The organism is Gloeothece verrucosa PCC 7822, from assembly GCF_000147335.1.
Classification (GTDB): Bacteria; Cyanobacteriota; Cyanobacteriia; order Cyanobacteriales; family Microcystaceae; genus Gloeothece; species Gloeothece verrucosa.
The window spans coordinates 410,642-431,688 of record NC_014534.1 but is presented as its reverse complement, the minus strand read 5'-3'; the positions used below and the strand labels follow the sequence as shown (position 1 = coordinate 431,688).

General features: G+C 37.0%; 22 protein-coding genes. 12 read left to right on the top strand and 10 right to left on the bottom strand.

The genetic code is table 11. From position 1 onward, the window contains the following. Positions 1-184 precede the first annotated feature (184 nt). The 4 genes from CYAN7822_RS32235 to CYAN7822_RS32215 form a co-directional block, all read right to left on the bottom strand. On the bottom strand, positions 185-775 hold the full coding sequence (locus CYAN7822_RS32235; protein WP_245602852.1) for an IS630 family transposase: 591 nt from the start codon (positions 773-775) through the stop codon (positions 185-187). A gap of 53 nt (positions 776-828) precedes the next feature. Next, a complete protein-coding gene (locus CYAN7822_RS32230; protein WP_041934274.1) occupies positions 829-1,266 on the bottom strand; it encodes a helix-turn-helix domain-containing protein in 438 nt (145 codons plus the stop codon). A gap of 237 nt (positions 1,267-1,503) precedes the next feature. Beyond that, a protein-coding gene (locus tag CYAN7822_RS32225) for an ISKra4 family transposase (protein ID WP_157872038.1) occupies positions 1,504-2,567 on the bottom strand; the annotation gives its coding sequence in 2 pieces (ribosomal slippage) (positions 1,504-2,411 and positions 2,411-2,567; 1,065 coding nt in all). Positions 2,568-2,609: 42 nt separating this feature from the next. Continuing rightward, on the bottom strand, positions 2,610-3,077 hold the full coding sequence (locus CYAN7822_RS32215) for a 3'-5' exonuclease family protein (RefSeq protein ID WP_013335082.1): 468 nt from the start codon (positions 3,075-3,077) through the stop codon (positions 2,610-2,612). A 242-nt stretch (positions 3,078-3,319) separates the two neighbouring features. On the opposite strand from CYAN7822_RS32215, the gene CYAN7822_RS32210 reads away from it, so the two are divergent. From CYAN7822_RS32210 to CYAN7822_RS32195, 4 genes are all read left to right on the top strand, one after another. Further along, positions 3,320-3,877, top strand: coding sequence for a sensor histidine kinase (locus CYAN7822_RS32210; RefSeq protein ID WP_013335081.1), 558 nt, complete (start codon positions 3,320-3,322; stop codon positions 3,875-3,877). Between the two features lie 124 nt (positions 3,878-4,001). Beyond that, positions 4,002-5,333, top strand: a complete 1,332-nt coding sequence (locus CYAN7822_RS32205; RefSeq protein WP_013335080.1) for an ISNCY family transposase — start codon at positions 4,002-4,004, stop codon at positions 5,331-5,333. 256 nt (positions 5,334-5,589) lie between these two features. Next, entirely contained in the window at positions 5,590-5,805 is a 216-nt protein-coding gene (locus CYAN7822_RS32200; RefSeq protein WP_041934284.1) for an ATP-binding protein, read from the top strand. A 238-nt stretch (positions 5,806-6,043) separates the two neighbouring features. Further along, entirely contained in the window at positions 6,044-6,523 is a 480-nt protein-coding gene (locus tag CYAN7822_RS32195) for an ester cyclase (RefSeq protein ID WP_013335079.1), read from the top strand. Positions 6,524-6,657: 134 nt separating this feature from the next. On the opposite strand, the gene CYAN7822_RS32190 is transcribed toward CYAN7822_RS32195, so the two are convergent. Next, positions 6,658-7,014, bottom strand: coding sequence for a hypothetical protein (locus CYAN7822_RS32190; protein WP_245602847.1), 357 nt, complete (start codon positions 7,012-7,014; stop codon positions 6,658-6,660). A gap of 95 nt (positions 7,015-7,109) precedes the next feature. On the opposite strand from CYAN7822_RS32190, the gene CYAN7822_RS38475 reads away from it, so the two are divergent. Continuing rightward, positions 7,110-7,262, top strand: coding sequence for a hypothetical protein (locus CYAN7822_RS38475; protein WP_162052191.1), 153 nt, complete (start codon positions 7,110-7,112; stop codon positions 7,260-7,262). A 202-nt stretch (positions 7,263-7,464) separates the two neighbouring features. Continuing rightward, positions 7,465-8,736 carry a UPF0236 family transposase-like protein gene (locus CYAN7822_RS32185; protein WP_071881458.1) on the top strand — a complete coding sequence of 424 codons (1,272 nt, stop codon included), beginning with the start codon at positions 7,465-7,467 and terminating at the stop codon, positions 8,734-8,736. A gap of 686 nt (positions 8,737-9,422) precedes the next feature. Here the strand turns inward: CYAN7822_RS32185 and CYAN7822_RS32180 are convergent. Next, a complete protein-coding gene (locus CYAN7822_RS32180; protein ID WP_013335075.1) occupies positions 9,423-10,124 on the bottom strand; it encodes an SDR family NAD(P)-dependent oxidoreductase in 702 nt (233 codons plus the stop codon). A 405-nt stretch (positions 10,125-10,529) separates the two neighbouring features. On the opposite strand from CYAN7822_RS32180, the gene CYAN7822_RS32175 reads away from it, so the two are divergent. After that, positions 10,530-10,859: an RNA recognition motif domain-containing protein gene (locus CYAN7822_RS32175; protein WP_013335074.1), complete on the top strand. Its 330-nt coding sequence runs from the start codon at positions 10,530-10,532 to the stop codon at positions 10,857-10,859. A 110-nt stretch (positions 10,860-10,969) separates the two neighbouring features. On the opposite strand, the gene CYAN7822_RS32170 is transcribed toward CYAN7822_RS32175, so the two are convergent. Both CYAN7822_RS32170 and CYAN7822_RS39910 read right to left on the bottom strand, forming a co-directional pair. After that, positions 10,970-11,725 carry a Coq4 family protein gene (locus CYAN7822_RS32170; protein ID WP_013335073.1) on the bottom strand — a complete coding sequence of 252 codons (756 nt, stop codon included), beginning with the start codon at positions 11,723-11,725 and terminating at the stop codon, positions 10,970-10,972. Between the two features lie 74 nt (positions 11,726-11,799). Further along, positions 11,800-11,964, bottom strand: coding sequence for a hypothetical protein (locus CYAN7822_RS39910; protein WP_245602845.1), 165 nt, complete (start codon positions 11,962-11,964; stop codon positions 11,800-11,802). 225 nt (positions 11,965-12,189) lie between these two features. Here CYAN7822_RS39910 and CYAN7822_RS32165 point away from each other — a divergent pair, with 225 nt between their 5' ends. Further along, positions 12,190-12,858, top strand: a complete 669-nt coding sequence (locus tag CYAN7822_RS32165) for a TetR/AcrR family transcriptional regulator (RefSeq protein ID WP_013335071.1) — start codon at positions 12,190-12,192, stop codon at positions 12,856-12,858. A 761-nt stretch (positions 12,859-13,619) separates the two neighbouring features. On the opposite strand, the gene CYAN7822_RS40630 is transcribed toward CYAN7822_RS32165, so the two are convergent. Continuing rightward, complete coding sequence (locus CYAN7822_RS40630; RefSeq protein ID WP_041934283.1) at positions 13,620-13,907, bottom strand: hypothetical protein; 288 nt, start codon at positions 13,905-13,907, stop codon at positions 13,620-13,622. Between the two features lie 198 nt (positions 13,908-14,105). Between CYAN7822_RS40630 and CYAN7822_RS32155 the strand changes: the two genes are divergently transcribed. Continuing rightward, the gene (locus CYAN7822_RS32155; protein WP_157872045.1) at positions 14,106-15,515 is read left to right on the top strand and encodes a helix-turn-helix domain-containing protein; all 1,410 of its coding nucleotides are present in this window, start codon (positions 14,106-14,108) and stop codon (positions 15,513-15,515) included. Between the two features lie 170 nt (positions 15,516-15,685). Here CYAN7822_RS32155 and CYAN7822_RS36415 read toward each other — a convergent pair whose 3' ends face one another. Continuing rightward, positions 15,686-16,756 (bottom strand): IS630 family transposase, encoded by a 1,071-nt coding sequence (locus CYAN7822_RS36415; protein ID WP_013335068.1) that lies wholly within the window; start codon positions 16,754-16,756, stop codon positions 15,686-15,688. A gap of 749 nt (positions 16,757-17,505) precedes the next feature. Here CYAN7822_RS36415 and CYAN7822_RS32145 point away from each other — a divergent pair. The 3 genes from CYAN7822_RS32145 to CYAN7822_RS32135 all read left to right on the top strand — a co-directional run bounded on the left by CYAN7822_RS32145 (position 17,506) and on the right by CYAN7822_RS32135 (position 21,046). Further along, positions 17,506-19,167: a polysaccharide pyruvyl transferase family protein gene (locus CYAN7822_RS32145; protein WP_013335067.1), complete on the top strand. Its 1,662-nt coding sequence runs from the start codon at positions 17,506-17,508 to the stop codon at positions 19,165-19,167. Between the two features lie 110 nt (positions 19,168-19,277). Next, positions 19,278-20,258, top strand: a complete 981-nt coding sequence (locus CYAN7822_RS32140) for an ABC transporter ATP-binding protein (RefSeq protein ID WP_013335066.1) — start codon at positions 19,278-19,280, stop codon at positions 20,256-20,258. Then, the gene (locus CYAN7822_RS32135; protein WP_013335065.1) at positions 20,255-21,046 is read left to right on the top strand and encodes an ABC transporter permease; all 792 of its coding nucleotides are present in this window, start codon (positions 20,255-20,257) and stop codon (positions 21,044-21,046) included. Before CYAN7822_RS32140 ends, CYAN7822_RS32135 begins: the two co-directional genes overlap by 4 nt. Position 21,047 lies beyond the last annotated feature (1 nt).

The following is a 21,047-nucleotide window of genomic DNA, read 5'->3' as shown; positions in this document are numbered from 1 at the left end:
GACCGTTTTTTTGCTCAAAAATAGGTTTATCAGCTTGTAGCTTATAATACCAATAAATCTTATCTTTTTGCCGTACTTGATACCGAGCTACCCAACAACCATCCTCAGCTTGTTCTCCCTTATCATTAAAAAACTGTAAATAAGTAGGTGGGCATAATTAAACGAACAACGTTGCATAATTTTCTTACTCTACTTTTGGACTAAGTTTGAGTTTAATTAAATTTAAATCTTTGACAGACATAATTGTTTTAGCGGCTCTTGCTTCAATCCCTCGGATAACTGCCTGTGCTAACTCGTATTCATCCTCAAACATTCTTGCCGCTAATTCATGAGTTTTTAATTGATGCCATTCGGGTTCAATTTTATTCAGTTCTGGACTATAAGAAGAAAGAAAAAAGAATTCTAATCCTTTTGTTTGCCACTCTTTTTCTTTTTCTTTAACTTTTTTACTTTTGTGAACCGTATAATTATCCTGAACAATTATTGTAATTATTCCCGATTTCTCAAAATCCTCTTTCGGTTTCTCGGCTTGCCAATCCATAATTTTTATATAAATATCACTTTTAATACTTCCTAAGACTAATCCATATTCAAAACTTACATCTTTTTCAAAAATTCCTATAATATTTAATCTTCTACCTCTACGTTTGGTTTGCTTTATTTCTTTTTGCTTTCCTTTTTTTACATAAGTATAGCTAACGGAACTCCAGAGAGAGAACCCTGCTTCATCTAAATATTTTAACCTCGCTAATCCTTGCTGTGCATATTTTTCAATTGTTTGTATGTCAATTTATTTTTTCTTTTTATGTTTTTGATTTTGTTTTCCTTTTAGCGAATGTTTAGTCCTTTTCCATCGCCAATCTTTTTTTTTAGAATTTTTCTAATCCGCTCTCGGCTTAATGATACTGAGCGTTCTTTTTTCAACTTCTCTACTAATTGATAACTATTATAAGTTCTTGGCTCTTTTTCCAAACTACTTTCTATATAGTTTACATCTTCTTCAGACCACCTAGGCTTTCTTCCTGTCCTTGGTGCATCATATAACCCTTCAATTCCTCTTGTTATCCAGCGATAAAAAATTTTCCGAATTGTATTAGGAGAATATTTAATATAAGAGGATATTTGATTGACATTCCATCCCCGAAAATTTAGAGTTATTGCTTCTGCTCTGTCTCTTGTTCTTTTCGGAACATTTGTATCACTTTTGAGGGCTAATAACTGTTCATCTTCTTGAGGTGTTAACCGGATTTTAAGGGGGGCTGGCATAAACTTTAAGAATGAGCTTTAAGTGTTTTTCTATTTTACACTTAATTATGCCCACCTACTTACGACTCTATTTCTGCAATAGCTTCAGCTAATCTTTGTATTCTATCCAATTTATCTTGCTGACTCTCAATATATCTTCTGCGTCCCATAAAAATCCAACTCCAGGCTAAATTTATTCGCCACTATAATATGCGAATTAATAATCAACTTGTCTTCATTTTTATGATTTAATTAGAATTAAATAGCTAGTTGACCATTCAAATAAGCACAACGCAGTTGTAGAATATTATTAACATTCTCAGATTTCCACTGTGCGCCAGTTATTTTGACTCGATATCCAATTTGTTTTACCGCAGATTCTACGGCTCCACTGCCAATTGAAGCAATTTTCTGCCAACTATAATAATGGTAATTAATGAGGCGTTTTTCATGCTTTTTTAGATAGTTAATGAACTGATTCCCCCCGACGATTTTCTGGGAAAGTAAATAGTTGATGGCTTCAGAAGCTTGCCCCATCCATAAATAAGCTTTAACCTGGTCTTTTTGATATCTTTTTCCTTCAGTTTTATAGAGATTTTCCATTAAATGATACCAATCCAGTATTTCAATTCTTTCTGTTTCATCTCCTATTTCTGCAATTATATTCCAAATTCCATCATGTCCATCTCCCAAGCAGTAAAGGGGATTAGTTAATTTCTGGCTATTAATCCAATCGATTAATCCTTGATTATCTTGGAAAAAAGCACCATAATAAATCCCTTGTAATCTCGCCGTTTTGTATTCTTTCCAATAACTTGCTTGACCGTATAATCCTCTTAATCTTATCGTTCCCCCATCAACAGAGACTTCGGAACAACCTTGTTTGACATCTGGTAGTAAATTGTCAAGTTTTTGAACTTTCCTTTGATGGGTTGAATGCCCGACTTTTAGCCCCATTAATAATAACATATCCTGCTCAGCATTTTGATAAGATTCGTTGGCACTTAATAAGAGACAACACTTTTCTAGTAAAGGACTATGACGAGTATATGGATTAATTCCTAATCTTTTACATTGTTTTTCAGTAATTTGTAATTGTCCGACACAACTTTTTATTTTCCGCCTCCTTCCCTTTCTCGTCTTTGTTTTTCTTTCAATAAAAAAAGGGCTATTTGTGGGCTAACGTTCTCTATAACCTGTTCCCTCACAGCAATTTCGATATCTTCAAGAGTGTTTAAAGATGAGGGATCTGCATTATTGTAAAGTATTTCACTGGCCTCTCTTAAACAGGCTTCAAGCTTTTTTCTTTCAGATGGAGTCATAACAAGATAATCTTCATGCTTACATTCCCATTATGTCAGAATTTATTGAATAGAATAAATATTTAAATTAATTCGCGATTGTTTCTCGCGAAGCGTGTGCATCGTATTAAACTGTCTAATTACAAAAATGGGATGCTCCCCAATAAAATTTAAGTCAGAATCAGTAATTTTAAGTAACTTAAAAATTCTATTGATTAATAGACTTAAGCCCGTGGGAACTTCTAACGGATTAGGAATTAGCCCGGAACTGGCCTCTTTATCGCCCCTCCACTCTTGATAAATATTGTAAGTTAGTTGTGGCATGGGTTCTTGCCCACATAGAGAAAGAATATGATAAGTTACTTCAGACGTGAAAAGGACATTTAACCGAGGATGGGCTTCTAAATAATTGCACCAAAATTTGATCGCGTAAGCCAATGCTACCTCAAACTCGTTACTGTTAGCTTGGTTAAGTTGAGCCTCGACTCGCTCGGAGATTTGGTCGATCAGACCGAAAAACTTTCTGTTCATTGGGTATAATTAATGAAAATTTAGTATAAAGTCAAATCCCCAAATCCGATTCTTAATTTGAGGCAAAAGTTTATTAAAAAATTGGCCGACTACAACTTTTGTACGGTATTAGTCTTGAGAATGAATCTGTCTAATGTATAATATTCACAGTTCAGTTTAACCAAAAGCGAGCGCTATGCGCTCTAAATGACTAGCATATATATTTAAAGGCTATCTGAGAAAAGCGGATTCAGGTTTGAGAAATGTTAGAGGAATTTCCCACAAGGGCTGATTTAGAACAAGAAATTTTAAGGCTTAGAGCCAAATTGTTAGGTCAAGAGAAATTAGCTTTGATTGGAAGTTTAACGCCAGCCATAGCCCATGATCTTCTTAATGATTATGAAGTTATATTTAAAAAACTATCAGTAGCTGAAATCGTTTTAAACAGATTAGGAAATGAAAAGTATGATCTCGGTGAACAAAAACAGCTAATCCAAAAACGCTTAACCAACATTTCCGAAATTTTATCCGAAAGTAGTCAAATGATTCATCGTTATTTTTTTGAAGTTTTATCCGAAAATAGGGATAAACATCTTCAACAAGAAATAGATGTAAATAAGCTAGTGAACGAGTCCCATAAACACGGTTCATATCGTTTTGACATACAGAGTCCCCAAGGATTTACAAGAAACGTGATCAGAGATTATCAGGAAAATATTTTTCTGGTCGGCAACGAGTTCGAGTTGAGATATGTTTTCATCAGCAATTCTCATTTTGGAAAAAATAAGAATTTTAGTTTTGTATTGAAACTAAAAAAGTAAGAGAGATTTAAAATAGATTAAGCACAAATACTTACGATCAAATCAGAGAGGACGATAGTTACAGAGTCAAATTATACTACAATTAGTTTGAGAAAGAGCTAATGGTCTAAAATTGTAGGACTACATGGAAATATTGCCTGTTACCATATCGCCATCAGAATTAATTGAATTTCTTTTTCTTCAACTGGATAATTTACCAGATGAGAGAAAAGGGTTAAATAAAACTTATGAAATACGAGATATGGTGATAGCTGCGTTTTCTGTATTTTTTACACAATGTCCTTCTTTTTTAGAACATCAAAGTTTAATGAAAAAGAGAAGGGGAAAAGATAATGCCCTTAGCTTATTTGGTTTGAAAAAAATTCCTTGTGATAATCAAATAAGAAACTTATTAGACCGGATTCCAGCTACAAGAGTTTTTGAACCTTTCCAAACCGTATGGGAATGGCTAAAAAAAAATCAGATTCTCAATCATTTTAAGTATTTAGATGAGGAAATTTTATTAGCTTTAGATGGAACAGAATATTATTCGTCAAAAAAGATGAATTGTCTTCACTGTAATTGTCGGCATCATAGAAATGGAACAACGACTTATTATCATCAAGTAATTACGCCAGTTATCGTAGCCCCTGATAAAAAACAGGTTATAAATTTAGAACCAGAATTTATTAGAAAACAAGATGGGGAAACTAAGCAAGATTGTGAAAATGCAGCTATCAAGAGATGGTTGTTAAAAAATCCAGCCTCAAAAAAAAATCAAAAAATAACTTTATTAGGAGATGATCTTTATTCCCGGCAACCTATATGTGAGTTAGCTATTGAACAGGGATATAATTTTATCTTTGTGGCTTTAGCGTCATCTCATAAAAGTTTATATGAATGGCTGGAATTTTTAGAAAAGAATAAAAAAATTATTAAAGGGCAAGTCAGAAAATATCAAAAAAACAAATTATTATATTATAAATATAAGTATGTAAATAATGTTCCATTGAGAGAAACTGAGCCAAGTTTAATCGTAAATTGGTATGAAGTAGAAATTTATGATAAGGGAAAAGAAAAAGTAATTTATCAAAATAGTTTTATTACCAATCATCAATTAAACGATGAAAGAATGGAAAAAATAATAACCAGTGGGCGGACAAGATGGAAGATAGAAAATGAAGGGAATAATCTCCTGAAAAATCAAGGATATAATTTAGAGCATAATTTTGGACATGGAAAAGAGAATTTATCAGAAATCTTGCTGGCTTTAAATTTACTTAGTTTTCTCTTTCATAACGTCTTAGAATTAGTTAATGAACTCTATCAAAAAGCCCGAAGTAAATTAGAGAAAAGAAAAACATTTTTTAATGATATTAGAGCTTTAGTCAAATATGAATGGTTTGAAGATTGGTCAGAATTATTTGTTTATATAATATCAGAAGGTGAGCAAAAGAGATTAATTAATACAAGCTAATAAGAACAAGAAAATCAAGTGAGCGGGGAAGGCAACTGAATAAATAAACTGAAAAATAATCAAAAAATTACCTAATAAAATATTAAGCAAAAGAATTAGGAATGGTCAGTTATTTTATTTTTGTTGTAGTACAATTGTAGTCTAAAAACCGAGAAGGAAAAGAGTAAAGGAAAAACGGGGCATTTTAGGTGAGTTCTCTACGTCAAAAAGAGAACTTAGTCGTTCTATTCTTCAAAATGAGAATTGCTGGATTCGAGTGATAATAGAAGACAATGGGACCGAAATTCCTTCTGAACTTGAAGAGAGGATTTTTGAAACCTTCTTCACCACTAAAGCTACAGGGACAGGACTGGGATTGAGTATAGCCGGTGAAATTCTGAGCAGATACGGGGGAAATCTTGTCTACCGGCGTGGAGAGGCTCGAACTAAACAGTTTTTGGTAAAATTACCCTTTTTGAATTCTAAAGGCTAGGGGAAACTATAATAATCTCTGAGTGGGAAACCAAGTTAGGCAAAGTTAAAAACTCGCTTTCATCTAACTGAAGATATGAATAAACCTTCTTATGTCAAACGGGGGTAAAACTTTAATTCTTCGTTGCCTGAAACGACGTGCCGATGGTTAAAAATTTCTAAATTGACAAAAGAGGAATATTTTTATATCATATCTTGATTTTGTTTTACCGTTTGAATTTTGTCAAAACCAGTCGCCTATGTCACCTGAACAAAACAAATCAATTGTTCTCCGTTTTTATAAAAGTTTTGATGAAAGCCAAATCGATCAAGCTTTAAATCTTCTCTCTCCTAACTTTACCGCGCACTTGGGTAGAGTGTCCACACCTCTTAATAAAGAAGAATTTAAAGAGTTTGGAATGAAATTTTATTTAGCTTTTAGCCAGAGTCAACATAGATTTGATGAGGTGATCGTATCTGGCGATAAAGTCGTTACTTGTGGAATTTTTACAGCCATTCATACTGCCGAGTTTCAGGGGCTTCCGGCAACCGGTAAACAAGTCAATTTAGCCATTATGCACATCGATCGTCTTGAGAATGGCAAAATTATAGAACATTGGGGCTACGGCGATGCCTTGGGGCTAATGCAACAGTTAGGGGTTATGTTTCTGCCAAGCCCTACACTTTTCCCTGCGATCCTCAAAAATCTTTCTTTTAAATTCTTGAAAAAATTTGGTTGAATTCTTATCCGACATTATTTGATATTTTTAAAAGGATCTTAGAGGAATAAAATAAAGCCAAAGCCAGATAGAGATCGAGCTAGGCTGTTGAAAATCGAGAGAACCCGAGGAAAATTGGGTACACAACTTTGATGTCAAGATCGGGGGCGGTAATTCGAGCTTTCCCCAGACAAATTTTGCCCTCCTTTGACAAGCTGTTCCAATTGCTCAAACCTCCCCGTCAACTCGGTTAACTGCTGCTGTAACTGAACCAATAACAGCCGATCGTCAGTAGTTAGTGGACTATTAAGTGTCGAAGCCCCCTTGCTTCTCCGCTTCGGTTGAGGCTGCCCTTGCGCCATCAACCGTTTCAGTTGTCTCTGTAGCTGCTGGATCTTATTTCGTCGGGCGATCGCCTTCTTCATCTGTTCGTGTTCGGTGCTATTCTTCTTACCCAAATACCTAACAAACTTGCGTTTGAGTTTCCCTTCCTTATCCCGAACCGCCCTCATCAAACGGTAGTAGACGTATTGCTTCCCGCTTGGCTTGTAGACGATGAAGCGACTGATCCAGGTGTTGGGTTCGGCTACTTCACCGGACGCTTCTAATGAAGCGATTTGTGATTCGAGTTGCAGCACGGCGGGGTTGGGGTGCGCTCAAAACCTGTTGGTCATCCGTCAAGCGATCACGAAGTGGCGCTTCGCGCTCGCGGGAGCGCCACGAAGGAAGTGCCCCCGTTTCATTAGACTATACAGTCTAGTATGATCAGAGTGAGAAATAATTTTATAGTAATGAAAACTAGCTTTTTTAGAATTAAAATAATAATGTATATTTTGAGCTTAGTAATTTAAAATCTGGGAGATAGCCATGAAGATGAATGAAAAATATAATGATTGTATAGAAGAAGTTAGCTATTTGTTATTTAATGCTATAATACAAAGAGAAACAAATCTTAAAAAAAAATCAATGAATTTGATCGAGATTTACTTTCATTATTAAGAGATATTGGTTTTTCAGTGATGTCAATGTTGTTTGCTTGGTTAGTCAATCAGGTTACTGAAGAATTTAAAACATCGGGTTGGGTTATACATCGCCGTCCCTTAATTAAATATATAACAATTTTCGGATATTTAAAAATTCCCTCTCCCTATTTATGGAATAGAAAATTTAAAAAAGGCGTGAGTCTTGTTGCTGAAAAATTTTTAATTAATCATAGCAATGCTTCTCTTGGAGTTAAAAGGGCTTTAACTGAATTTGGAATTGAAGAATCTTTCCAAGGAGCAGCTAAAAGATTTGAAGAACATTATGGATTTGCTATTGAAAAAAATGCTCTTAGTAGAAAAGTAAAAACTATTGCATCATTAGGTCAAGAATATATAGAATCGCGTTTTGAAAAATTAAGAACCGAAAAAGCCAACAATGAATTTTTTAAACAAGAATTTCCTCGATTAATAGTGGAATTAGATGGTTGTCAAATTCGTACAGGAATAAATTTTTTATCTGAGCAACTAGAATTAACCCAAAAAAGGAAAATAAAAAAGAAAACCCGAAAAATCGATTGGCGTGAAGTTAGAGTAGGATTTGCTCGTCAAGTTAATAACAAATTAGAGAGAACATTTGTAGCTAAAATGGATAAATATCCGGTTCTAGCTCAACAACTTAAAAGTGCTGCTATTGACCAAGGATGGGGGCAAAAAACAGAAGTAACGGGAATTGGGGATGGAGGAAATGGTTTACGTGAAGCTCTTGAATTAGAATTCCCTAAATTTAATTTTATTTTAGATCGCATTCATCTAAAACAACATATTTATCAAGCTGCGGATGCTGTAGAGTTAACAGGTATCAATCGAGAAATGTGGACAAGCCATTTAATTAGTTTAATAGATCGTGGCAAAGCCAAAAAAGCGATTAAATTCATTAATCGTTATTTTCATGCACACAAAGGGAGAAAAAAGTTAGAGAATTTATCTAATTATTTAGAACGTTTCCAAGATGCTTGTTACTATAATCTTTATAAAATTCAAGGATTACCTATTGGTTCAGGCGAAATTGAAAGTGCCCACAGATATATTCCACAAAAACGTTTAAAACTACCAGGTGCTACATGGCATCCAGATAGTATCAATCCAATGTTAGCTTTAAGAATTATACGCGCGAATGATTGGTGGAATGATTTTTGGAATTATTTGGCTCAAAATCCAATGGTTGAAATTCCTAAGTTTGAAGGAAATTAAGCTTTGTTGAAATTAAAAAAATCCAAATAAAGCTTACAGTTTTTATTTTCTTCATCCAATTAGATCTGTTAGCTTGATGAATTAACGCTATTAATTGTTCCCTTAATTTATATAGTGTTTTTTGAGAGCAAAATCTAGTTTGATTGACGGAGTGACAAGCTTTTTACACCTTGTCTCCTAAGCGTACCGCTTCGTAGCGCGCGTATCTCAGAGTAGCTATGCGCGCAACCATATTTGGCAGAAAGGAACTTCACCCAGGGGTTTTCTGGCGATCGCTTGACGGGATGACCAACAGGTTTTGAGCGCACCCGCGGGGTTGGAGTTCATGGCAAGTTTGTTGACATTATAAAGAGGACTGGGTTGGAGTGACTTATTGCTCTGATTCCATTTTAGAGAAAGTTACAATTTTTGTCAACAAACTTAATTGAGGAAATTAAAAGTTTCGGTAAAACTGATATAGGTTAAGTATTAGAGTTCAACTCGATCCTCATAAGCAATTTGTGGAGGTTAAAAATTGTGGGCAAACCCGGTCCGATCGTGTTCTCTGGGGGCGTAAAATCCAAAAAGCCAATATTTAATTTTTCCGTCCACCAACTCGAAAATTATTGCATCACAGGCTAATTGTTATTTAATAATTACTAAATACCCGCTCATCTTACACCCTTGAAAAACGGTTTTTTTTCATTCTACCATTTTTCTTTAAATGGCCTTAAATCTAACTCAAAAGTCCAAGCGGAACGGGGTTGTTGGGTTAAGAAAAAAACTGTCTCTGCTATATGTTCCGGATTGAGAAAATTATCTGATGGTCGAGTGGGCATTTGTTGATGAGTGCGTGGTGAGCTAATAACCCCATCGATAATTACATAACTAACATGAATACCTTCGGGACTAAGATGTCTAGCCAATGATTGAGCTAAACTTCTTTGTGCCGCTTTAGCGGAGGCAAAGGGCAAAAAATTAGCTCCTCCTCTAAGAGATGCCGTTGCGCCAATAATCACTATTTGCCCAAAGTTGAGTTTTCGCATCTGTGGGAGAACTTGTTTAACGACGGCAAATAATCCAAGGGCATTCACTTCCCAGGCTTTTTGAAATCCCTCTAGACTAGCTTGGTCAATATTAGCAAATTGTCCAGCACCTGCATTGTAAATAAGAACCGAAATAGTTCCCACTTCTTGCTCTATCTGTTGGAAGATTGATTGAGCTTTTTCAATCTCAGTTACATCATAAGAGTACCCCCTTGCTCCTTCCAATTGCATCGCCAAACTTTGTAAATAGTCTTCACTACGAGCTAAAAGAGCAACCCTATAACCAAAGTTTGTGAACTTTCGAGCGAAAGCTTCGCCGTTACCTGGTCCTACTCCTACCACAACACATACAGGTTGACTCATAACTACTCCATAGCTCTTACATCGTCAAATATAGCACTCCTGTCGGAAGTAAGCCTCCCGACGACCCCAGCCTTTTTGTGCCCCACTGCTTCTACTGTTTTCTAGGCTAAATAAGCGCTCCCTTAACTGCCCTAACTGAGAAGTGAACCTGTAATAATATGGAGTACGGAACGCTTTGCCAAACTTTGCTTACATTATTTAACAAAAGAAACTGAAGCTCACATTACGTAATGTTAATTAAATTTGAGCCAAAAATATTTCTGCTAAACTTACGATAGAGACTTTCAAAAATGGTTAAGCTTTCTTGGTTGATGATAGTAGTCGGGTTATGCGCGTTATTATTTGACAGGTCAGTCTCCTTTGTTTGATTCTCGCTACACATTAAATTTAAGTACGAAGTATCCTATGTCAATTTACGTCGGAAATTTAGCTTTTGAAGTAGAAGATAAACACCTATCGGAAGTGTTTAGCGATTACGGTAAAGTCACTCGTGTTCATATACCGACGGATAGAGAAACCGGACAGCGTCGCGGTTTTGCTTTCGTAGAAATGGAAACCGCCGAAATGGAAGATGCGGCGATCTCGGCTCTCGATGGAGCAGAGTGGATGGAAAGAGAATTAAAAGTCAATAAAGCCAGAGAACGAGAAGACCGCAACTCAGGTGGCGGTGGCAATTATCGGCGTAATAACAACTCAGGTGGCAGAGGCAATGCTCGACGTAATGATCGTTATTAAATTTAATGACGATTAATTGAAAAATTAGCGTTATAGTTTAATTAGTAAAATTATCCTCGAAGAATTAGAGGAGTATGCAGGTTGCTAAAAACCTATACTCCTCCTAACAATTACTGATGCTGAATCGGTTGAATATTCAACTCCCCCTGCCATTGGCTCAGGGGCTTTTCCCACCCCTCCTCCCACTTTTGGGCAAAGAGTGGTCTGGTGGTTTTACCCATTTGAAATCCAAGGGCGATCACTTTCAACAACTGGGGCAACATTTCCGGTGCTTTGAGTGTGGTGGATATCAAGCTATTGGCAATCAACATAGTTGCTAGTGGGTAGGGAAATTGGGGCAAATGGAATGCCTGTAAGCCAATTTCACCGACTATAGAGGTGTCAAATCCGGTGATGATATGCCAGAGATCGTGGGTCTGACTCAGCCGTAGCTCAACGTATTCGGCATCCGATGTAGCGGTCATGCCAGCATGGAGATTGGGATCGAATCCCATTTTCTTCATCGAGGCGGCGTAGATGTACCCCAGGGAATCGGGGGGCAAGGTCAATAAGGCATCCAGGTCGTGGGCAGGAGGAATGTAGCGATCGCGGATCAGGGCAGCACAAGCCGGCTCTTGATTGAGATGTTGAGCCACCCGATCGTAGGCGGGAGTTTCCAGCAAACCATAGGTCAATTCCCCAACTGTTTCCAGGCTATTGTCTCCAAATAGCATTGAGGTGAAGGACTTAACGATCAGCAGCTTTGAGACAACTGACTTAAAGCCCTTCTTCATGGGATTGTGCGTCGGCTGCTGAGTAGCAGCGATCACGGAGTGGCGCTTCGCGCTCGCAGACTGATTGGACGTAGCTGAATTAAGCAGTTGCATAAAAAATCACTCCAAAAGAACTTAAGCGTTAACGAAACCTTGACAAATTGAAGACAGCAAAGACACTCGACGTTTTACCAGAGCAAGTCATCGAGCAACCCATAGACACCGACAAAATCAATCCGGGCGATCGCGTTGAAATAACGAACCTGTTCATGAGTCCGTTCCACTCCTGATGCAAAAAGCAATTTGAGTGGAGAGATCGCCAATACCAACCAGGGAAAACATTGGTGGCGCACAAAGCGAAACCCAAGGTGGAGGTATGGCAGCAGACGCACAGAAGGTATCCTGGCACAGCGAGCTTGCTCCATCAGCAAATTCTGGGACATAACATGACTCTAGACACACAAATTCCGTTAATATATGAGCATCACTCATGTTTTTAGTTTATGAGCAGTCCTCATGTTTTGTCAAGAAAAATGTGAGTAATCCTCATCTATTTCTGAAGGCCAGGAAGAATGCCTATGTCCCAAAACCCATCACCCACAGGCGGAATGCGCCGCCAACCACGACAGGCTCGTAGTCAAGAGCGGGTCAATCGCATTCTGGATGTGGCCCAAGACCTGTTTGCCCGCCAGGGCTATGCCGCAACAACGACCAATGCGATCGCCACTCAAGCCCAGGTTCCGATCGGGTCGCTTTACCAGTTTTTTCCGGACAAAACCGCGATTGTGCAGGCTCTGGCACTCCGTTATGCAGAAAAGCTGCATCAAGAGTTAGCCGTCCTTGATGAGGAGGAATTCGCCACACTCTCTTTGTCAGATTATGTGAACCAGTTGATTGATACCACCGATCGCTTCTTTAGCGAGAACCCTAGCTACCATGCGATTTTTATGGAGGTTCAGGGAACGATGCGTGAATTGGAAGAAATTGATGCGACAACCGATGTCAAGTTGATTGGGGATTTAGCGAGTTCCTTAGCCAGACGCGATGCCCGATTAGAGCCGGCGGATTATCAAGCGATCGCTTTCGTGCTAGTAAAAGCGATCGGGACATTAATATGGTTATCCCTCAGCCAGGAGAAAACGTTTCGACAGCGCCTGGTGGTGGAAACGAAACGGCTCACTCTAACATATTTGCAAAGCTACTTTCCAATAGCATTTGGTGATAAAACTAAAATGCTCAAAACCTAAAAGTAAACTTTGTATGTATAAGGCTAAGGGATATCTCTATCTTTTAGCCTGTTTTAATAAATTAGTCTTCATGATAAAACTGAATGCAGACAGAACAGCTTTAAAACCTTGAATTAGGTAGGAAAATCAACTTGTGGCATATAAAGCTAGAGATTAGGCTCTGTTGGTTTTTACCTTTATCTCTAGCTCTTTATGGCAGGGTATTACAGGCAAATTCAATCTGTATGAGCTAGAAACCTAAAAGCGGTTATCTAGCTTTTCTTGATTGAAATTAGGGACTTTCAGAAAATAAATTATCCATTCGCTAAATGAAAAGCTTTCTCAAAAAGGGAGAAAAGTTCTTTTAGAGCCGTTTTTAGTTAACTAAGAGATTGCCTTAAAACTGTTTTTATTTCTTCTTATCAGTTTTTTCGTTGGACATTTTATTCTCTGGAAGTCCCTTAATAGAAAAGTGAAGACCCCTCGCCTTGAACGGCAGCGATCGCATAGAGATTATGGGTTCATACGGCAAGGGATGAATGTATTTATCGAGAATTTTGGCAATGAAAGCCAGTAAAATCGTCAGAGCAAAGGCATTTAAATTTTGTTGAGGTTGTTTTTTTGGTGTGGGTGTGCCAATAAGGGGTAAGAATTTGGGGGTTGGGTAGTGCGATCAGGCAAATTACTCGTAAACCTCTCAGAAAATCTTTGAAAAGGAAATAAGGCGTTTTGGATAATGTGCGATCGGTGAGAGTAAATATTATTGCGCCTTTATTAAGTGCCTAAACAAAATTAATTACATATTCTGAACCAAAATTGTCAAGCACTTTTTTGAGATAGTTAAGTAAGCTTGTCCAATTTTCATAAGCATTAACTTCAACCCATTCATATTTATGCTTGCGACCATAAAGAATGGCAATTTTCATCATATCGTTATTGATAGCTCGTTGTTGTTGACGACGTTGGAGATGGTGAGGATCTTTAGAGCGAAAAGCAGGCTGTAATATGCCAATTTGGTTTTGATTGATGTCTTGTTGAAGGATAAGGCTTATTTCCTGTTTACTGTTCATTGGCACTGTCCTCAATGTTCGATAAGAAAGAGGATATTTATAAAGACGGGAGTTCTCAAGGTCAGATGGGTTCACCTTTACTGAATCGATCTGACCTTGTTGGAGAAAGTGAGAAATTATTAAATTAACGGTAGTACAGGTTATGAGAGTAGATTTTTCGGGAACTCTAACAGTAGGATTTTTCTGATGATTAAAGTTATGAGTCAATCAAATAGTCGGGTTAGTGCTACAGAATCAGGATTAAAAAAGCTTAAAGCCTCTCAACGGACAAAAGACGGTAAACACTTGGCTTATGAACGTATTGCCGAGTTATCTAATATGTCTCGCAGTAGTGTGAACAGATTTTTGAATGGAAAACGAGTCTTTATAGATATAGCGACGGAGATCACAAAAGTCTTAGGTTTAGAGTTAACCGAGATTATCGGAGAAGATGAGAATACAAACTCGCCTCAGAAAATAGTCATTGAGTATCAAACTTGTCAAACAATGTTGGAAGAGAGAAAACGTTTAACTCTTAATCCTCTAACCAGTAAAGACGGAATAACGTTTAATTATTTAGATATGTATGTTCCTTTGGGATTACTAGAAAGAAGAGGGCAAGGGCAGGAAAAACAGAACGGGGATGTATCTCCTGAACAAGGTTCGAGTTTATATAAAGTTTCAACCTATGAAGTAACCCAGAAATTTGAGAATGAAGAGTTTTTTACAGAAGTTTTAGGAAAGGGTAATAGTCCTCAAAGTCAAGGACGGCGAATCGCTATTATTGGCGAACCCGGTGCTGGAAAAACCACCCAGTTACAAAAAATAGCTGATTGGGTATTTCAAACAAGAGATCAAGAAGCGGCTATTTGGGTATCATTGGCAGATTTCCAGGGAAGAACTTTAGAAGAGTATCTATTAGAAGTATGGCTAAAAGAAGCCTTAAAAGTAGGGCGAGTTACTGAAGCGATGGAAGACGGGTTAGTAGAGTTATTTGATGGGGGTAAGGTCTGGTTATTATTGGATGGGGTGGATGAAATGGGAGTAAATAACCCTCTATATGCAATTAATTCTCAAATTAGGGGATGGATTGCATCAGCGCATGTGGTATTAACTTGTCGGTTGAATGTATGGGATGCAGGGAAAAATTATCTTGACGGGTTTGATGTTTATAAAAATTTAAATTTTTCTGAGTTTCAAAGGGATGAGTTTATTGATAAGTGGTTTGTTAAATCACCCGATTTAGGGAATAGTCTAAAAACGGAATTACTGAAATCTAAAAAAGAACGGATTAGAGATTTAATTAAAAATCCTCTACGGTTATCTTTATTATGTTATGCGTGGCACAGACGAAAGGGAGAGTTACCAGAAACAAAAGCCGCGCTTTATCAGTGGTTTGTGGATGCCTTTTATCAATGGAAGGATGAATATTTTTCCACAAATTCAAAGCAACGAAAAAAATTAAATAAAGCTTTAGGAAAATTAGCCAAAGTTTCGATAGATCAGCCGTGTTCTCGCTTTCGTATAACTCAGTCTCAACTTGTTCAGGTACTTGGGGAAATTGATAAACCCTCGTGTAAGTTAGCAATAGATATCGGATGGTTAAATCAGGTAAGTACCTGGACATAAATAAAGTTTGCTATATTAACTTTTTTTAAGTCCAAAAATTTTAGCCGCTCTCTTTTAAAAACTAGGATAATTTTACTTAATTTTTCTTATGTATGATAATGATAATCATTATTATTTAAACCTATTTTAGTTGCAACTAAAATAGACTTGAAAATTATTAAATTTATTTTTTAAGATAGTTTTGAAGGAAATCGGTAACGGTTTGTTACATATCCTTTTTTTGCTGCTCTATTTTCTACGACTTCAATGACAGCCATTGCCAAATCATATTCGTCTTCAAACATTTCTCCAGCTATTTCATCGGTTTTGAGTCTCAGCCATTCATTTTCTATTCGGTTCATTTCTGAGCAATATTTAGGCAAAAAAAAGATATACAAGCCTTGTTTTTCCCAACAGAGATGTTTTTCTCTAACAATTTTAGCTGTATGGCTAGAACCATTATCTTGAACAACTACTGTTATTTGTCCAGTTTCTAATAATCTTTGATTAGCTTTTTCTGCTTCCCAATTCATTATTTCTATATAAGAATGCTTTTTTACCCCACCTAACACCAAAGCATAATCAAAGCTTTTTTCTAATTCTAATAATCCACAAATGCTAATTCTTTTTCCTCGTTTAGGTGTCTGTTCCATTTTTTTTTGTATTGCTTTTTTAATCCAGCTATATCCTACTGGACTCCAGAGAACAAAACCTGACTCATCTAAATATTTTAAACAAATTTCGCCTACTGCTTCTGCCAATTCTAGCATATCTAAATCGGCACTTTTGACCGCTTTTAATTCTTTATCTTGTTTGCTTTTAGTTGACTGTCTTGTTCTTTTCCACAGATATTCTTTTTTTTTTAATATTCTGCGAATTTGTCGCTTACTTAAAGAAACTTGTTGCTCAGTCAATAATTTTTGTTGTATTTTTCCGCTATTATAAGTACATTGCTCATCGCTTAGTAACTCTTCTATTTTTTCAAAATTTTCAGGGTTCCAGGTTGGATTTCTCCCTGGACGGGGCTTATCCCATAATCCCATCAAGCCTTTTTTATTCCATCTATGAATAGTTTTTCTGACTGTAACTGTTGAACAAAGGAGAAACATAGCAATTTTTTTTACTTTCCACCCTTGAGAGGATAATCGTAAAATTAGTGCCCTATCTTTCGTTCTTATGGGAATGTTCTGGTTTCTATTTAATTCAAATAATATTTTTTCTTGTTTTTGGGTTAAAAATACTCTTAATGGAGGAGATGACATAAATTATTAACAACTTAATTGTACCTTATTATTGTTTCATTAAAAAGAAAATTTAACAAATTTATTAAAGTAAATTTAATTTTAGCCGCTATGAGTTGTTCCAAGCCGCACCTTAAATATTTCCCGCGCTGGTGGACAGAACAAAAATACTATTTTGAGGGGGAATGAACAAGCCGCGTTCGCTGTTACATTTCTTAACACAGTCAACTTTATTTATGTCCAGGTACTTAGTTCGACTCAAATTAACAATGACCAAAATTTAAGTTAATGGAAAAAAGTTCACTTTTACCAATTGGTCAGGACAAATTTGTTGTATCTTTAAAAAAGAGCGATCGCGTTTTTCAATGTCTGAAAGATCAAATATCCGAGCTAGAGTAAGGTGAGTCAGTAATTAATATAAATGTATTATCCCATCGATCTACTCGTTAGTATCTCAGAACTTGGGGGCATCCTCCAAACCCCCGTGCAGGATTGATCGCACTCGGTGGCTGATGTAAAATTTGGGCGGGTAGCCGAAATACTTAACAAGCTCACCTCGGCGATCGCTGCGCTCTTCTCCTGCTGTTGGGGAAGCGGACAAAATAATTTTCGCTGGAAATTAACCGGGCTTTCAACAACATAAAAGCTGTGTATGAAAGTTTCTTTGATTGTTTTTACTTTTAAACACCCTAGATTATTCCGTAATCGTTTATTATGGTTTTATTAACTTATCTGTAGCTAAAGAATAGCTAATTTTCAAAGCGAAGAAAATGAACTCTACTTCAAAACAAGGCAGACTATATTATGCTGAATTGCCCCCAGTCCCCCTTGGGATTAGAGGCATATGGAAAAACACTCTTTTTTATCTAAAACACCTTAATCTAATAAAAAAAAGAAAAATAGTTTATGCTTTACTCCCGCCCCCTTGGATTAGAAATGCAGGAGATCAAGCACAAGTTATTGCTATTCAAAATTGGCTTCGTAAGCATTTTCCCTCCTTACTAATTTTGGAACTCGATCAAGACCAAGTTACAAAAATTCTACCATCTCTTCGTTATTTAATTTCTAAAGACGACATCATCATACTTCATAGTGGAGGGAATTTAGGCGATCGCTATATGTCAACGGAGAGTGTTCGAAGACGATTGATACAAACTTTTAAAGAAAATGTAATTATTAGTCTCCCTCAAACTATTTATTTTACTAATACAGAACATGGTAAAAGCCAAACTGTAAAAACTAGTGAAATTTATAAGGCTCATCATAAATTAACGATCTTATGCCGAGATTTATACAGTGCTCACCTTTCAGAAAGCTTGTTACCACAAACACCCACCTTCTGTATCCCAGATTTTGTACTTACCCTTCCCCCGAGAAAACGCCAAAATCATAAGGCAAAGATTGTCTTTTGTCTTAGAAATGATAATGATATTGAATCGGCTTTTTCCCTTCAAGAAAAAGAAGCATTAATCGCCAAATTCTCCCACAATAGCATACTGATGGATATTCGAAGGTCAGACCCGGTTCTCCCCCATGAAAGACAGACATTTGTTGAAGAAACTCTAGCTAAAATTGAGCAAGCAGAGGTAGTAGTAACAGATAGATTTCACGGTTTAATCTTTGCTATTGTCTGCCAACGCCCTTGTGTTGCATTACCTTCTATTGGACACAAGATGAGTTTTGGAATTCTTTGGTTTAAAGAGCTTGCTTTCGTAAAATGGGCTGAAAAGATGGAAGATGTCCCCACTCTAATCGAAGAATGCAAAAAATGTACAGATTATCAAGTACCTAACTGGAATCATCGCTACTTTGACCAACTACCACAAGCACTAGGATTACTTGAAAAAAAAGAATGGATAATAACATCTGAACTATTGTATAATTATCATTCACTAAATTCTGCCAAAGAATGGAAATTGTATTCTCAATATCAACTTCCCCAAGACGTTGAATTTACCTCCGAGGGAATCAGCTTTTCAGGAAAAACTCTTTCCGCAGATCAATGGTGCTATGTTTATCTTGACCCTCTATTCTACTCCTGGACTAATCTATCTTGGCATATGCAAGTACAGCGAGTTACTGACTTTCGAGAATTTGCTTTTAACTTCAGATATCAAGATTTTGACAATCGTTATCGGTATAGATTTGAAGCTGGACGAGCATTCTTTGATCGCCGTGTGAGAGGAAAGTGGGAAAATAATATGGCTTCTGTTCCTTTCGACATGAAAGTCAGAACATGGTATGCTTTGCGGATTGATATTTGTGGAGCAGTATTTCGCCTCTATGTGAATGATGAACTATTACTTCAAAGTTTTAGTGATGAACTTACACAGGGATCAATTTGTATTATTCTTTGGGAAACCAACGAGAAGACTGATTTGGTAGCTATTGTAAAGGACATTAAAGTTTATCATCTGTTGAGCCAGCAATGATAATGTGGGTTCTCTTCGGTATATTTTGATACCAAGACCCGTAGCTTTTTAAGGTTTATTTTACGAATAGTCTTTAGAAGAATAATTTGATAGATAATTGAAAGAAACTCATGTCTCAACTTATTGTTAAAGATTTAGTGAAAACCTATCGTATTGCAGAACGACAGCCTGGACTTTGGGGTTCATTTCAAGGTGTTTTTCATCGTAATTATCGTGAAATCTATGCCCTCGATCATATCTCTTTCACCTTAGAGCAAGGTGAGCTTGTTGGATATATTGGTCCTAATGGTGCTGGTAAATCTAGTACCGTAAAAATTCTGGCGGGAATTATGTTTCCAGATTCCGGGCATTGTGAAGTTTTTGGTCGTATACCTTGGGAAAACCGCATTGAACACGTTAGACAGATCGGTGTTGTTTTTGGTCAGCGCACTCAATTGTGGTGGGATCTTCCAGTTATCGAATCTTTCGATCTCCTGCGCCGGATTTATCGAATACCAACCACTGACTATAGCCGCCAACGAGATGAGTTGATTGACACACTAAACTTATCTGCATTCTTGGATATCCCTGTACGTCAGCTTAGTCTAGGTCAGCGAGTGCGTGCGGATTTCGTAGCAGCTTTACTCCACAGTCCTCCGCTACTTTTTCTTGACGAACCCACCATTGGGTTAGATGCAGTATCCAAATTGGCTGTTCGTGATTTTATTAGACAGTTCAACCAGGAAAGAAAAGCAACAATTATTCTTACAACCCACGATTTAGATGACATTGAAGCACTATGTGATCGGGTCATCGTAATCGATCAAGGGAAAATTCTCTCCGATGGTAGCCTAAGGGATTTAAGATCTAGCGTATCCAAAGAACGTCTACTTATTATCGATCTTGCTGAGGAAATCCCCGAAATCCAAGATCCAGATGCTGAGGTCATTTATCATCAGAATCAACGAGTTCATCTACGCTTTTCTCCAGATACAACTCCTGTTACCGATCTAATTAGCCGCATCACTGCTCAATATCCAGTACAGGATCTCTTTGTAGAGAATCCACCCATTGAAGAAATTATTGCTCGTTTATACGAAGGAGAACGATGAGTCCTTACTTTGCTATTCTCAGTGCTAGAATTCGTACAGTTTTACAATATAGAACAGCAGCGATATTTGGAACACTTACCCAACTATTTTGGGGTTTGATCCGTGTCATGATTTTTAATGCACTTTACAGTTCTAATGTGATTGAACAACCAATGACACATTCAGAAACAACAGATTATGTCTGGCTTGGACAAGCCATGTTTTCTGTAAGTATCTTCTCAATTGATAATGATCTGCTGACAATGATGCGTGTTGGTACTGTTTGTTATGAGTTACTAAAACCAGTAGACCTCTACAGTTTTTGGTACTTCCGTGCAATGGCAAGCCGTCTTGCTCAGGTATTGCTACGAACTTTACCTATCTTCGCATTGGCTTTGCTTTTTTTTGGGCTGAAACCACCTGCTTCCTTCGGTGCAGGAGCGGCAGCAATTTTGGCTCTCTTAGGGGCGTTGCTGTTAACAAGTGCCATATCTACTTTAGCTAGTATTATTCTACTTTGGACAATTGCAGGTCAAGGTATAAACCAATTTATAAATATTCTTGTGCTGATTTTTTCTGGGATTATTGTACCTTTACCTTTCTTTCCAGACTGGTTTCAATCTATTCTTAATTTTCTTCCTTTTCGAGACCTTGTTGACGTTCCTTTACAACTTTATGTCGGACATATTCCACCTTATGAATTGGGATCGGCAGTATTGCATCAACTTGCTTGGATTGTAACATTTGTTATTTTTGGTCGCTTGATTTTCGCTTTTGGTACTCGTCGTCTTGTGATTCAAGGAGGATAAT